Source organism: Bradyrhizobium pachyrhizi (assembly GCF_001189245.1).
In the GTDB taxonomy this organism is placed as follows: Bacteria; Pseudomonadota; Alphaproteobacteria; order Rhizobiales; family Xanthobacteraceae; genus Bradyrhizobium; species Bradyrhizobium pachyrhizi.
The window spans coordinates 4,988-19,598 of sequence record NZ_LFIQ01000083.1 but is presented as its reverse complement, the minus strand read 5'-3'; the positions used below and the strand labels follow the sequence as shown (position 1 = coordinate 19,598).

The 14,611-nt window shown below is 64.9% G+C and carries 11 protein-coding genes; 8 read left to right on the top strand and 3 right to left on the bottom strand.

Translation table 11 applies throughout. The features are described 5' to 3' along the window. The first annotated feature begins 103 nt into the window (after positions 1 to 103). From AKL29_RS18360 to AKL29_RS18330, 7 genes are all read left to right on the top strand, one after another. Positions 104 to 943 (top strand): aldo/keto reductase, encoded by an 840-nt coding sequence (locus AKL29_RS18360; protein WP_050385103.1) that lies wholly within the window; start codon positions 104 to 106, stop codon positions 941 to 943. A gap of 179 nt (positions 944 to 1,122) precedes the next feature. Next, on the top strand, positions 1,123 to 2,121 hold the full coding sequence (locus AKL29_RS18355) for a DMT family transporter (protein WP_143270831.1): 999 nt from the start codon (positions 1,123 to 1,125) through the stop codon (positions 2,119 to 2,121). A gap of 246 nt (positions 2,122 to 2,367) precedes the next feature. Continuing rightward, positions 2,368 to 5,583 (top strand): autotransporter outer membrane beta-barrel domain-containing protein, encoded by a 3,216-nt coding sequence (locus AKL29_RS18350; RefSeq protein WP_050385101.1) that lies wholly within the window; start codon positions 2,368 to 2,370, stop codon positions 5,581 to 5,583. 117 nt (positions 5,584 to 5,700) lie between these two features. Further along, a complete protein-coding gene (locus AKL29_RS18345) occupies positions 5,701 to 6,783 on the top strand; it encodes a zinc-binding dehydrogenase (RefSeq protein WP_050385100.1) in 1,083 nt (360 codons plus the stop codon). A 107-nt stretch (positions 6,784 to 6,890) separates the two neighbouring features. After that, positions 6,891 to 7,649 (top strand): SDR family NAD(P)-dependent oxidoreductase, encoded by a 759-nt coding sequence (locus AKL29_RS18340; RefSeq protein ID WP_028331877.1) that lies wholly within the window; start codon positions 6,891 to 6,893, stop codon positions 7,647 to 7,649. Positions 7,650 to 7,653: 4 nt separating this feature from the next. Beyond that, a complete protein-coding gene (locus AKL29_RS18335) occupies positions 7,654 to 8,913 on the top strand; it encodes an NAD(P)/FAD-dependent oxidoreductase (RefSeq protein WP_028331876.1) in 1,260 nt (419 codons plus the stop codon). 58 nt (positions 8,914 to 8,971) lie between these two features. Continuing rightward, positions 8,972 to 9,640 (top strand): amino acid ABC transporter permease, encoded by a 669-nt coding sequence (locus tag AKL29_RS18330; RefSeq protein ID WP_016839817.1) that lies wholly within the window; start codon positions 8,972 to 8,974, stop codon positions 9,638 to 9,640. A gap of 173 nt (positions 9,641 to 9,813) precedes the next feature. On the opposite strand, the gene AKL29_RS18325 is transcribed toward AKL29_RS18330, so the two are convergent. From AKL29_RS18325 to ppk2, 3 genes are all read right to left on the bottom strand, one after another. Next, complete coding sequence (locus AKL29_RS18325) at positions 9,814 to 10,692, bottom strand: transporter substrate-binding domain-containing protein (protein WP_050385099.1); 879 nt, start codon at positions 10,690 to 10,692, stop codon at positions 9,814 to 9,816. Between the two features lie 168 nt (positions 10,693 to 10,860). Beyond that, on the bottom strand, positions 10,861 to 11,283 hold the full coding sequence (locus AKL29_RS18320) for a DUF6294 family protein (protein WP_028331873.1): 423 nt from the start codon (positions 11,281 to 11,283) through the stop codon (positions 10,861 to 10,863). 339 nt (positions 11,284 to 11,622) lie between these two features. Then, on the bottom strand, positions 11,623 to 12,486 hold the full coding sequence (ppk2, locus tag AKL29_RS18315) for a polyphosphate kinase 2 (RefSeq protein ID WP_050385163.1): 864 nt from the start codon (positions 12,484 to 12,486) through the stop codon (positions 11,623 to 11,625). A 247-nt stretch (positions 12,487 to 12,733) separates the two neighbouring features. On the opposite strand from ppk2, the gene AKL29_RS18310 reads away from it, so the two are divergent. Then, the gene (locus AKL29_RS18310) at positions 12,734 to 13,906 is read left to right on the top strand and encodes a fumarylacetoacetate hydrolase family protein (RefSeq protein ID WP_050385098.1); all 1,173 of its coding nucleotides are present in this window, start codon (positions 12,734 to 12,736) and stop codon (positions 13,904 to 13,906) included. The last annotated feature ends 705 nt before the right edge of the window (positions 13,907 to 14,611 follow it).

Below are 14,611 nucleotides of genomic sequence, written 5' to 3'. Positions count from 1 at the left end.
TTATGGGTCCCTGCGTTCGCAGGGACGACACCGTGGAGACACGATCGTCTCTTTCCTCTATCTTTGCGCGGAGCCACAAGGGAACACGCGGAACGAGGCGATCGTGCAGACGAAAAAATTCGGCGACAGCGGCCCGCAGGTCTCGGTGATCGGGCAGGGCACCTGGTATCTCGATCGCGGTGACCGCAAGGCGGCCGTCGCTGCGCTGAAGCGCGGCATCGAGGCCGGCATGACGCATATCGACACCGCCGAGATGTATGGCGACGCCGAGCTTGTGATCGCGGATGCGATGTCAGGCCGGCGCGACGAGGTGTTCCTGGTCTCGAAGGTCCTGCCGAGCAACGCCTCGCGGCGCGGCACCATCACCGCCTGCGAGCGCTCGCTGAAGCGGCTGAAGACCGATCGCCTCGATTGCTATCTGCTGCACTGGCGCGGAACCACTCCGCTCGCCGAAACGGTCGCGGCGTTCGACGAATTGATCGCCGCGGGCAAGATCCGGTCCTGGGGCGTAAGTAATTTCGATACCGAGGATCTCGACGAACTGCTCGATGTCGCGGGTGAAGGCAAGATCGCCTGCAACCAGGTGCTCTACCATCTGCAGGAGCGCGCCATCGAGCACGCCGTGATTCCCTGGTGCGAGCGGCACGGCGTCGCCGTCGTCGCCTACTCGCCGTTCGGTCACAATGATTTTCCCTCGTCGTCGAGCAGGGCCGGCGCGGTGCTGCAATCGATCGCGCAGGCGCACAAGGCAACGCCGCGCCAGGTGGCGCTGAGCTTCCTGACGCGGCTACCGTCGGTGCTCGCGATTCCGAAGGCGTCGAACGCGGAACACGCGTCGGAGAATGCGGCGGCGGGAACTCTGAAGCTCAGCGGCGATGAACTCGCTGCGCTCGATGCCGCGTTCCCGCGCGGGCCGAAGCCACGCTCGCTGCCGATGCTCTGAGGGCGTTCCGCTCCACACAGTTCTTAACAAACTGTTGCAGTTGCGGCGGCATGCGACCTGCGGCGGGCGGTCGCGCGCGCTGGCGCATATCGGAGTCCCGTTTTCGGGCATTGTTCTCGCAGCGGAATTGGCGTTGTGTACGAGCAGCAGATTCCCTTTATTTTGCCTTCGAGATTGCCGTGACACCGCCCCCCGCAGCCGTGGCCGCCAGGCTGGACAGCGTTCCCCTTTCATTGCCCGCAAAGACCGCGCCCGCAGCGACAAGCAAGGCGCCCGCCCGTACCGACCGGCCGTTCAAGGGCATCGCGCTGATCCTGCTGTCGACGGTGTTCCTGGGCACCTCCGACGTCACGGCAAAATATCTCTCCTCCACGCTGCCCTCGATCGAGATCGCCTGGATCCGCTTCCTGGTGTTCGCGATGATCATGACGCCGGCGATGCTGCCGGGCTCGCCGCTGTTCGCGCTGCGCAGCAGCCGTCCCGGCCTGCACGTGCTGCGCGGCGCCGCGCTGCTCGGTTCCTCGCTGATCTTCATCACTGGGCTCGGCTTCCTGCCGATCGCCGAAGCCTCCGCCACCAGCTTCGTCTCGCCGCTGTTCGTTACTGCGCTGTCGATCGCTTTCCTCGGTGAGAGGGTCGGCATGCGACGCTGGATCGCGACTGCGGTCGGCCTTGCCGGCGTGTTCATCATCCTGCGCCCGGGCACCAGCGCCTTCCATCCCGCAGCGATCTTCCCGATCGTCTCGGCGCTGGCCTGGGCGGCCACGTTGATCCTGACGCGCATGATGAGCGGCAGCGAGCGCCCGATCACCGTGATGACCTACTCGTCGATCGTCGGCGTTGCCATCGTCAGCGCGCTGGTGCCGTTCGTCTGGGTTACGCCGAGCTGGCACGACATCATGTTCGGCATCCTGATCGGCGTTGCGTCCACCGTCGGACAGTGGATCGTGGTGTTGGCGTTCCGCTATGGCGATGCCTCGGTGCTGGCACCGTTCTCCTACACGCAGCTGCTGTGGGTCAGCATCCTCGGCTTCCTGATCTTCGGCGAAGTGCCCGACCGTTGGACCATTCTCGGCGCCGGCTTCATCGTCGCCTCGGGCCTCTACACCGCGCATCGCGAGCGCGTCCGACGGTCGCAGCTGCTGACCGTGGCCAGCGAGCCGTCGCCGAACGCCTGAGCGTCCGGACGAAATCGTGCGTCGGTTGCGAAACCGGCTTCAACTAGCGTTGCGCGGGTACAACAGTCGGGCCGAAATCTTTGATCTCGGGTCGCTGAATCACCGGATTTCGGAAACGATCGGCAACCTCACGGTTCGCTGCGTGCTAACCCTAGCCCCAAGAGCGCCGCAGAGCGTTTGGGGGTCGGGTACGTGCATTTTGGTTCGTTCTTTTTCCTGTCAGGTGGTCGGTCGTCTCGCGCTGCGATGGCCTTGGCACTCTGCGCCCTGACCAGCGCAATCGCGTTGCCGACCGGTTCGGCACGAGCGCAGAGTTACACCTGGGGCGGCACGGGCAGCTCGACGAGCACCGATGTTTACGAACTCCCGACCAACTGGTCGACCACGTCGGCCGGCGCGCCGCCGATCCTCCCGAACCAATCAGCCATCTTCGATTCATCGGGATCGGCGACGGTCACGATCGGGCCTGGCTTGATGCTGCCGGGGTCCTGGACCTTCACCGCCAATTCGCAGTCCTACACGATCAATGGCAACCCGGTTGGCTTCAGCCTGTCCGGGCCGACCGGCGGCCTGATCAGCCAGGCCAACAACGGCCAGACCATCACGATCAACGCCAATCTCACCGACGGCAACGGCCCCGGCAAGCTGACGGTGCTGGATAATTCGGGCGGCCTCGGCCGCGTCGTGCTGCTCGGCACCAACACCTACACCGGCGGCACCACGATCTGCGATTGCGCAACGTTGCAACTCGGCGACGCCAGCCACATCGCCTCGATCGTCGGCGAGGTCGCGGTCGACGGCAAGTTCGACATCGTCAATGCTAACACCGCGGGCATCACCAAGATCGTCAACGACGGGTTCAACGGGATCGCCACCACGACGTTCTATAATTCCACCACGGCGTCGACGGCGACGATCGTCAACCAGAATTTCGGCATCACGGAGTTTCGCGACAGTAGCACAGCGGGCAATGCCATGGTGAGCAACACCAATGGTGCGCTCACGATCTTTCGCGACACCAGTTCTGCCGGCAATGCCAAGTTTGACAATAGCAATGGCGGCACCTTGGTATTTGGCGATGCGCTTGGGCCTCCTGGCGGCTCGGACGCCAGCACGGCCGACAAGGCCATGATCCACAATCATGATGGTGCCGGCACAGTGTTCCTGGGGTACACCAATGCGGGTCAGGCCAAGATTACCAATGGCGACAACGGCGGCGGGACCTTGTTCTTCGAGTTCTCGTCGGCCGCATCCTCGACGATCACAACGACGGCCACCGGCTTTACCAATTTCTACCAGAACAGCACTGCGGCGAACGCAACGATCGACAACAGCGGCCTGACCTATTTCGGCACGTCCGGTCTCAGCCTGACGGAGGCGCCGACCGCGGGCAATGCGACGATCACCAACCGCTTCGGCGGCACGCTGGTCTTCGACGTCTTCGCAACGGCCGGCAACGCCACGGTCACGACCGAGGGTGGGGCTCGCGTCATGTTCCTCGGCAATTCGACCGGCAGCGCTGCACAGTTCATCACCCAAGGCACTGGCTATGTGGACTTCGGTGGCAGCCTTGGGCCGAACGGCGACGGCCGCATCACAGCAGGCTCGATCGCGGGCTCCGGCACCTACTATATCGGCGGCGGCAACACGCTCGTCGTCGGAGGTAACAATCTTTCCACTATCGTCAGCGGCGTGATCGCGGATTCCGATCCCTGCGGTTGCGGCCGCATTGGTCCGGCCAATTTCGAGAAGACCGGCAGCGGCACGCTGACGCTGTCCGGCGTCAACAGCTATACCGGCACCACGACGGTCAACGGCGGCATTCTTCAGGTCGATGGCTCGATCGCCTCGTCGAGCCTCACCACGGTGAATGCCGGCGGCGCGCTCTCCGGCATCGGCACCGCCGGCAACACGACGATTGCAAGCGGCGGCATCCTGATGCCCGGCAACGCGACACCAGGCACATCCCTGAACGTGGCGGGCAACCTCGCCTTCCAGTCCGGTGCGCTGTACCTCGTCGGGCTCAATTCGACGGCGTCCGCCTTGGCCAAGGTGAGCGGCAGTGCGACGCTGGCCGGATCGGTCGGCGTCAGCGTCGCCGCCGGCAGTACGATCGCCAAGCAATACACTATCCTGTCGGCGGCCGCCGGCCGCAACGGCACGTTCGTCGGCGTCGATTCAACCGGGCTGCCGTCAAACCTCGTCGCGACGCTCGGCTATGATGCGAGCAACGCCTATCTGAACTTCACGCTCGATTACGGCGCGAAGTCGAAGCTGAACGTCAATCAGCAGAACGTCGCCACCACGCTGCAGAACTTCTTCAACGCCAATGGCGGTATCAACGCGGTGTTCGCCGGACTGTCGCCGGCTGGCCTGACGCAGGCCTCGGGCGAGGGCGCGACCGGATCGCAGCAGGCGACGGTCAACGCGATGGGCCTGTTCCTCGGTCTGCTGACCGATCCATTTGTTGCCGGGCGCGATGGTGGGTTTGGCGGCGGCGCGGGGGCGACGCCGTTCGCCGAGGAGAGCACGCCGCTCGCCTATGCGGCGCGCCAGAGTGAGCCGCGCGATGCGCTGGCCGCGATCTACACCAAGGCGCCGCCGCGGCTGGTCGATTTCGAGCAGCGCTGGGGCGTATGGGCGGCGGGCTATGGCGGCTCGCAGACCACCAGCGGCAATGCGATGCTGGGCTCGAACAATACCAGCAGCAGCCTCTATGGCACCGCGGTCGGCGCCGACTACCGCTTCTCGCCGAACACCATCGCCGGCTTTGCGCTCGCCGGCGGCGCCACCAGCTTCAGCGTCAACGGTCTCGGCTGGGGCCGTTCGGATCTGTTCCAGGCCGGCGCGTTCGTCCGCCACAGCGTCGGCGCGGCGTACTTGAGCGCGGCGCTCGCCTATGGCTGGCAGGATGTCACCACCGATCGCATCGTCACCGCGGCCGGCGCCGATCATTTGCGCGCCAACTTCAATGCCAATGCCTGGTCTGGCCGGCTCGAGGGCGGCTATCGCACTGCCACGCCGTGGATCGGGCTGACGCCTTACGCGGCGGCGCAGTTCACGAGCTTCGAACTGCCGTCCTATGCGGAGAGCGTGGTCTCCGGCGGCGGCGCCTTCGCGCTGAATTATGCCGCGAAGAGCGTCACCGACGTCAGGAGCGAACTCGGCCTGCGCTCCGACAAATCGTTCGCGGTTGATGGCGGCATCTTCACGCTGCGCGGTCGCGTTGCCTGGGCGCATGACTTCAATCCGGACCGCGCCGTTGGTGCGGTGTTCCAGACGCTGCCCGGCGCGGCCTTCGTGGTCAACGGCGCGGCGCAGGCCAGCGACTCGGCGCTGACCACGGCTTCCCTCGAGATGAAGTGGCGGAGCGGCTGGTCGGCCGCCGCGACCTTCGAGGGCGAATTCTCCAACGTGACACAGTCTTACGCCGGCAAGGGCGTTATGCGCTATACGTGGTGACCCTCCGTGCTATAGCCTCCTGCAGCGAAAGCCTGTCCCGGACTTGATCCGCGACAGCATTTCGCGGCACGAAATACGCGTCAAAATGAGTGGGACAAAACCCACGCGGGAGGGAATATGCGCGCAGCGATCTTCAGGAACGGCGAGATCGTCGTCGACCGGATGCCCGAGCCGAAGCCGGGTCCCGGCCAGGTGCTGGTCAAATCGCTCGCCTGCGGCATCTGCGGTTCCGATCTGCACGCACGCAAGCATGCCCACCGCATGGTGGAGCTGAGCAAGTTCCTGCCCGGCCGCACGCCGATGGATCTGTCGCGCGACGTCGTGTTCGGCCATGAGTTCTGCTGCGAGGTCCTCGACTACGGCCCGAACACCACGCGCAAGCTGAAGCCCGGGACGAAAGTGTGCTCGCTGCCGGCGCTGCTGACGCCGGAGGGCCCGAAGGGCATCGGCTATTCCAACGATTATCTCGGCGGCTATGCCGAGCAGATGCTGCTCAGCGAGCCGCTGCTGCTCGAAGTGCCGAACGGGCTTGCGGCCGAGCACGCCGCGCTCACCGAACCGCTTGCGGTCGGCGTGCATGCGGTGGCGATGGCCAACATCCAGGGCGGCGAGGTGCCGCTGGTGATCGGCTGCGGACCGGTCGGGCTGGCGGTGATTGCGGCGCTGAAGATCAGGGGGCTTGGACCGATCGTTGCGGCCGATTATTCGCCGGCGCGGCGCCAGCTCGCCGAGAAGATGGGCGCCGATGTGGTGGTCGATCCCGCCAGGACGCTGCCCTATGCGAGCTGGGCCGAGCATGCCCAGATGACCGACGCTGAGAAGGCGGCGCGTCCGCCGATGCAGGCGCTGCTGCCGCCGCTGAAGCCTGCGCTGATCTTCGAATGCGTCGGCGTGCCCGGCGTGCTGCAGCAGGTGTTCGAGGGCGCCCCGCGTAGCGCTCGTGTCGTCGTGGTCGGCGTCTGCATGGAGACCGACAAATCCGAGCCGATGCTTGGTATCATCAAGGAGCTCAACGTCCAGTATGTGCTCGGCTACACGCCGGAGGAGTTTGCCTATTCGCTGCGCTTGATCGCGGAAGGCCAAGTCGACGCCGCCTCGCTGGTCACCGGCCGCGTCGGCATCGACGGCGTCGCGCGGGCGTTTGCGGATCTCGCCAATCCCGAGGCGCACACCAAGATCCTGGTCGAGCCGTGGCGCTGATTTGGCGTTGAACGCGGCGCTAAACTCACGTCGATGGGCGCGGTTTGCATTTCGTGACGCCGAACCTATAGTTCGCCGTCTCTTATCGCACTGACAGCACGCAACTCATGCGAATTTCGATCATCACGGGAGGCGGCTCCGGCATCGGCGCCGCAGTCGCGCGCCGGCTCGCCGGCCCCGATCAATCCCTGATGCTGCACGGACAGGGCACCGAGGCCGCCGGCCTCGCGCGGCTGAATTCGGTTGCGGAGGAATGCCGCAGCAAGGGCGCGAAGGTCGAGGTGAGCACCGGCGATCTCGCCGAAGCCGGCGCCGGCACCGCGCTGGTCGCGGCAACGCGGGCCGCGTTCGGGCCGATCGACAGCATCGTGCACGCCGCGGGCTTTGCCGACCGGCGCGAGTTCCCCAGCCTGCCGCGCGAGGCGCTGGAGCGCGCCTTCGCGGTGATGGCTGCGGCTTTCCATGAAATCGCGGCGGCGGCGCTGTCCGACCTCACGCGCAGCGCGCAAGGCCGCGTCGTCGCGGTGTCGAGCTTCGGGCCGCATCGCTTCGTGCCCGGCGCTACCTATCCGGGATCGGCTGCGGCGAAGGCCGCGCTCGAGGTGCTGGTGAAGTCGCTCGCGATCGAGCTCGCCGCGTCAGGCGCCACCGCCAACGCCGTGATGCCGGGCTACACCCGCAAGGATCCCGGCCTGTTCGGCGCGCTTGATACCGCGACCTGGGAGCGCGTCGCGAAGGCCAATCCGATGCAGCGGCTGGCCGAGCCCGACGAGGTCGCGGCCGTCGTCGCCTTCCTGCTGTCGCCGGAAGCGGGCCACGTCACCGGCGCGACGCTGCCGGTCGATGGCGGCCTGACCTTGATGTGACGCCATGAGCGAGGGCGAACCAACAGAGCGGGTCGATGTCGCCGTGCTCGGCGCCGGCATGGTCGGCGTCTCGGCGGGCCTCGCCGCGCGGCGGCGCGGGCTCTCCGTCATGGTCGTCGATCGCCGCGAGCCCGGCAGCGAAACCTCCTACGGCAATGCCGGCATCATCTCGTCAGGCTCGATCCTGCCGCTCAATACGCCGTCGCTGCTGAAGAACCTGCCGAAATATCTGACCAACGCGCATCCGGCGCTGCGTTGGAACATTGCGTGGGCGCTCGCCAATGCCGGCTGGGTGATGCGCTTCCTTGCAGCCGCTGTGCCATCGCAGACCAGGCCGCGCGCCGCCGCGCTGCACGGTTTGATCGGGACCTCGCTGAAGCTGCATCGCGACTGGATCGTGCAGGCCGGCGCCGGCCATCGCATCCGCGAAACCGGTTGGCTCAAGGCCTGGCGCAGCGACGGGCTCGCCGCCGCCCAGGCCGAGCAGGCAGCGCTCGCCGAGTTCGGCATCAGGAGCGAGGTGCTCGATCGCCAGGCGATCTCCGCGCTCGAGCCCAACATCATCCCTGCCTATAGCGTCGGCCTGCTGCACACGCAGACGGCATCGGTCGATTCACCTGGAGCTGTGGTCAAGGCCTACGCGCAGATGCTCGCCGCTGGCGGCGGCACGATCAGGCAATCCGGGGTCCGGCGGATCGAGCCGCACGGCGACGGCTGGCGCGTGCAGCTCGCCGACGGCGAGATCGCCGCGCGCCATGTCGTGGTCGCGCTCGGGCCGTGGTCGGCCGAACTGCTGCGGCCGCTCGGCTATCGCGTGCCGCTGGCCTTCGAGCGCGGCTATCACCAGCATTTCGTGCCGAACCCGGCACGCAAATTGCTGCGGCCGATCCATGATGCGGAGGGCGGCTTTCTGATGACGCCGATGGAATCGGGCGTTCGCGTCACCAGCGGCGTCGAGCTCACCGCGCGCGACGCGCCCTCGAATTTTTCGCAGCTCGAGGCGGTGGTGCCGATGGCGCGCAGCGTGGTCGAATTTGGCGATGCGGTCGGCGAGCGCTGGCGCGGCGCGCGGCCGACGCTGCCCGACAGCCTGCCGATGATCGGTGCGGCGCCGCGACATCGCGGGCTCTGGCTCGCCTTCGGCAACCAGCATATCGGCTTCACCACCGGCCCCGGAACTGGCGCCGCAATTGCGGCGATGATCGCGGGCGATGCGCCGCCGTTCGAGGTGCGAGCATTTTCGCCAGACCGGTATATCGCGTGACTCGTGCGAGGCCGCCTGCGATGTTTGGCGATCAAGCGCGCGGCAACCGAGGGGCAGGATGAACTACGTCTGGGATTTCGGCATCCTTGCCAAGTACAGCCATCTGTTCTGGCTCGGGCTCGGCTGGACCATCGCCTACACCATCGGCACCATTATTCTCGGGACCTTGATCGGCCTGATCGTTGGCATGCTGCGGCTGCGGCGCATTCCGGTGATCGACTGGCTCCTGATCGCCTATATCGAATTGTTCCGCTGCACGCCGCTGCTGGTGCAGATCATCTGGTTCTACTACGCGTTTCCGGTCGTGATCGGCGTCAACATCCCGGCGCATGTCGCCGCCGTCAGCGTGCTCTCGCTCTATGGCGGCGCGTTCTATGCCGAGATCGTGCGCGGCTCGATCGAGAGCGTGCCGGTCGGCCAGTGGGACGCCGCGAAGGCGCTCGGCTTCCGCGGCTGGCGCCTGATGCGGCTCGTGATCCTGCCGCAAGCGCTGAAGCCGATGATGGCGCCCTATGTCAACCAGTCGGTCACGCAGCTCAAGAACACCTCGCTGGTCTCGATCATCGCGGTACCCGATCTCGTCTACAACGCGACCTTGATCAACGCCGACACCTACCGGCCGCTCGAGGTCTACACCATCGTGGCGCTGATCTATTTTGCGATCCTGTTTCCGTCGACGCTGGTGGCCAGGCGGTTGGAGCGCGGGCTGACCTACGACAAGGTGTGAGTTGCTTGACCTCTCCGGCTTGCGGGGAGGTCGGATCGCATCTAACGATGCGATCCGGGTGGGGGCTCTCTCCATACATAGGGCGTCGCTTGTGGCGACACCCCCAACCCCGGCCCTCCCCCGCAAGCGCCCGCTAGCGGGAGAGGGAAATCACTGCCGTCTCGGCAATCGCCTCAAATACTCAACTCCACCGGCACATCCTCGGGCTTGACGCCGGCGAGGCCGAGGCCCTTCACGAACCATTCGCGCATCTGGCCGATGCCGCGGTTGTAGTCGATCCACACTGAGAGGAAATCGCGCCAGCGCTTGTCGGCTTCGCGCCGCACCGCCGTGCCGCTCGCGATCGTCACCGACGGCGAGGCCAGGATCTTGTAGGTGCCGAGGTTCGGGTTTTTGGCGATCGCGGTCAGCCCGAGCACCAGCGCGTTGACCACGCAATCGACGCGGCCCGACGACATTTCCAACATCACCTCGTCGCGCGACTTCAGCGACTTGATGGTGGCGTTCGGCGCAAAGCGGCGCGCCACCGCCTCGTTGGCCGAGCCGACGTCGACCGCGATCTTGACCTCGGGCTTGTTGATGTCGGCCCAGGTCTTGGCTTCCAGCCCCTTCTTCAGCATCGCGCCGAACGGATGCGGGAACACCAGATTGGTGAAATCGACCACCAGCGCGCGCTGCGGCGTCGGGTTGAGCGCGAAGCCGAGGTCGATCTTGTTGGCCTGCAGATCAAGGATTGAATTGCCGTAGGTCGACTCGACGTATTCCAGCTTGACGTTGAGCAGTTTGGCCAGATCGTTGGCCATCTCGATCGAGAAGCCGGACCAGGTGCCCGAGGCGAGGTCCTTGTTGAAATAGGGCAGCTCGCCCGGCAGCACCGCGATCCGCAGCACCTTGTTGGCCCGGATGCGATCCAGCGTGTTGTCGGCTGGCGTCTGCGCCGAGGCCGGCGTTGCCATCGCGGCCGCGAGCGCCGCGCCGCTGCCGATCCCGAGCGCATAGCGCAGCGCGTCGCGGCGATCTTCGGAGATTTTGATGTCGTCGGATTGAGTCAAGCGGGCCTCCCTGCACCAGATCGGGGGAAGCCTAGCGTCGGTATCCGGTGCCAGCAAGTGCGCGCGCCTGCACCATTGGTAGGCGAGGGCGCGGTCGCCTACGTGCCGGACTTCACCTCTCCCGCTTGTGGGGGAGGTCGAATAAGCCGCGAACCGCGCCCTTAGGGGTTAGCAACGATAGGTCATGTTCGCCCCTGTGACCGAAGAAAAGAAAACGGCGGGGAAGCTCAGTTCGGCTACCCAATCGAGCACTTGGTTGTCTGTCTGGGTTTCTGGACTTGAAAGGTGTGGAAATTGAAAAAGCACCGTCCCGTGAATATCCAAAAGAACGAGACGATCGATAACCCAAACATCACCGTCGTCGGTCGAGAAAAATTTTGCCAGCAATTCTGCTGTTCCGTCAGAACGAAGCCTGAGAGTGGGGCCGTTGTTCAGGGTGCCGTTCAAGAAGCCGGACAGCTTGCAATCGCCGTAACGAATAGGCGCGCTCCAACTGAGGTCAAGGGTTTGGATAGCATGTGTCGCAACACCCTTATAGCTTTCAGGCTGGTCGGTCGCCGAGCTTTTGCTTTCAAGATGTTCTTTCAACATAGCGTACGCCTCCTTCTAGCCCGCGAATTGCGAGCAACCTCTGGTTTAAAGGGAGGGCGCAAAAGGACCAGTGAGCTGCCTCACAATCTACAATCGCGATTTAGTGATCCTCCCCCGTAAGCGGAGGGCAATCGCATATGGCCGTTTGAGGCAATCGGAGTTCCCACAAACTCGTCATGCCCGGGCTTGTCCCGGGCATCCACGTCTTCGTCTCCACGCAAAGAAAAGACGTAGATGGCCGGGACAAGCCCGGCCGTGACGGCGCGGAAGAATCGGTTCATTCCAAATGCGATTGCCCTGCCCGTAAGCGGGGAGGACAGAGCGTGCTCGTGCCCAGAATCAATATCGTCCCGGCACGTACATCTCCTGCGGGATCGGGCCGCGGTGATAGTCCGGGTTGCGCATTCGCGGCGGCAGCACCACCGGCTGGTGGGTGACCGCCTGATAGGGGATCTGGCTCAATAGATGCGAGATGCAGTTGAGCCGGGCGCGCTTCTTGTCGACGGCGTCGACGATCCACCATGGCGAGTCGGGCAGGTGGGTGCGCTCCAGCATCGTTTCCTTGGCCTTGGTGTAGAGCTCCCAGCGGGTCCGCGCCTCGACGTCCATCGGGCTCAACTTCCACTGCTTCAGCGGATCCTGGATCCGCATCGAGAAGCGGAACGCCTGTTCCTCGTCGGTGATCGAGAACCAGTATTTCAGGAGGACGGTGCCGGAGCGGATCAGCATGCGCTCGAATTCCGGCACCGAGTTGAAGAATTCCTCATACTGCTCGTCGCTGCAGAACCCCATCACCTTCTCGACGCCGGCGCGGTTGTACCAGCTGCGGTCGAACAGCACGATCTCGCCGCCGGCCGGCAGATGCGAGACATAGCGCTGGAAGTACCATTGCGTGCGCTCGCGCTCGTTCGGCGCCGGCAGCGCCGCGATCCGGCAGACCCGCGGGTTGAGCCGCTGGGTGATCCGCTTGATCACGCCGCCCTTGCCGGCGGAATCGCGGCCCTCGAACAGCACGACGACCTTCTTCTTCTCGTGCTGCACCCAATCCTGCAGCTTGACCAGTTCGCCCTGCAGCCGCAGCAATTCGCGGAAATAGGACTTGCGGTCGATCGACGGCCTGCCGGCGGCGCCGTCATGGTCGAGCTCGTCGAGCCTCATGTCGTCGAGCTCGAGCTCGAGTTCCTCGTCGAGGCTGTCGGCCATCTCTTGATGGATGCGGGCGCGCAAGGCTTCATCCCGCAAGTCTTCGTCCCGCAAGGCTTCATCCCGGGAGGCTTCGTCGGTGAGGGCGGAGGTCGTCATGAAGGTCCGTCTTTCAGTGTGTTAGATGGATCGGACGGCAGCATTGACGGGCGATGTTACCCCTCTATGACAATGCCATGACCGCTGTTTCACGCCGCCGGGCGGACTGTGCTAACAAGCCGACAAAGCCAAAAAGGGAGATGTGCCGATGATATCGCTCACGCCAAAAGACGTCCTGCCGGAGGACGGCACCGCTGGCACGCTGGTCGGGCGGGTCTGGCTGCCGCAGGCCGGCGGGCCGGCCGTCGTCGCGGTGCGGGCAGACGGTGTGTTCGACGTCACGGCGCGGTTTCCGACGGTGAGCGCGCTCTGCGAGGAAAGCGATCCCGCGGCCGCGCTGCGCGCCACGCGCGGCGAGCGGATCGGCGATTTCGAGGCGATCCTTGCCAACACCCCGCCCGACCGCCGCGACAAGGCCAGGCCGCATCTGCTGGCGCCGGTCGATCTCCAGGTGCTGAAGGCCGCCGGCGTCACCTTCGCGATCTCGATGCTGGAGCGCGTGATCGAGGAGCGGGCGCGCGGCAATCCGTCCTCGGCGGACGCGATCCGCAAGGAGGTGGTGCGCCTGGTCGGCGACGATCTCTCCAAGCTGAAGCCCGGCTCCGAGCAGGCGATGAAACTGAAACAGGTGCTGATCGATCAGAATGCCTGGAGCCAGTATCTCGAGGTTGGCATCGGTCCCGACGCCGAAGTGTTTACCAAGGCGCCGACGCTTTCCTCGGTCGGATCGGGCATGGATGCCGGGCTGCATCCGAAGTCGACCTGGAATAATCCGGAGCCGGAGGTCGTGCTGATTGTCTCCGCCGCCGGCAAGATCGTCGGCGCCGCGCTCGGCAACGACGTCAATCTGCGCGACTTCGAGGGGCGTTCGGCGCTCTTGCTGTCGAAGGCCAAGGACAACAACGCGTCCTGCGCGATCGGTCCGCTGCTTCGGCTATTCGACCAGACCTTCTCGCTCGACGATGTCAGGAAGATGGATGTCGGCCTGACCGTGACTGGCGCAGACGGCTTCGTGCTCGAGGGGCATTCCTCGATCAGCAAGATCAGCCGCGATCCGACCGATCTGGTCGCCCAGACCATCGGCCCCGTGCATCAGTATCCCGACGGCTTTGCGCTGTTCCTCGGCACGATGTTCGCGCCGGTCAAGGATCGCGATGCCAAGGGCGAGGGTTTTACCCACAAGCGTGACGACATCGTGACCATCGCCGCGCCGAAGCTCGGCAAGCTGGTCAACCGCATGCGCAATAGCGACGAATGCGAGCCCTGGACCTTCGGCGTCGGTGCGCTGATGAAGAACCTCGCAGAGCGCAAGGTGCTGTGAGGATCAGGACGGGACGGCGAGTCCACTATCTCGACCACTTCGTCGGCCGTGCGCGGCCTGTCGCGTGGCGGCAGGTCGGCGCCGAGTTGCGCCGACAATCCGGTGACGTTCAGCCGCCTCTCGCAGCGCGTTGAACGACGACGATGGTGACTGTGCCGAAGCGGCGGCGTTGTCGAACATGTTCAGAAACCTGCGCGGCAGATCGACCGTGTGGCGCAACTTGAGCGCGCTAAAACACGCGGAATTTGCAGCTTTTTCCTAGCTTTATGTGAACCAGTTCATCCTCGTTCGCGCCGGTCCGCTCCAGCATATTGGCTCGACGCGAACAGAAGGAGTCGCGGACATGAGCGAGCAGCCATCAAACGGAATGCCCGATTGGCTCACCACCGATATGCTGGTCATTGCCGTCTCACTGGCCATCATCGTGATTGGGATATGGATTGCGCCATAGCCTGGTTGTCGCGGCGAGGCCGTCCAGCCGGGCAGGGCGCCAGCGCCAATCACTGAGTTGCCCGACGGCGCAAGCCTCTTTTGCAAAACGGAACGAGATGCAAAGCTCGGACGATTCATGTCGCGAGAGTGCGAAGGTATGCCACTGACAGCGCAACACACTCAATGTCGTCCCTGCGAAAGCAGGGACCCATAACCCCAAATGCAAATTGTTAAGCGATGCTGCAACGACGAGTCCCTCTCACAACAACTGCT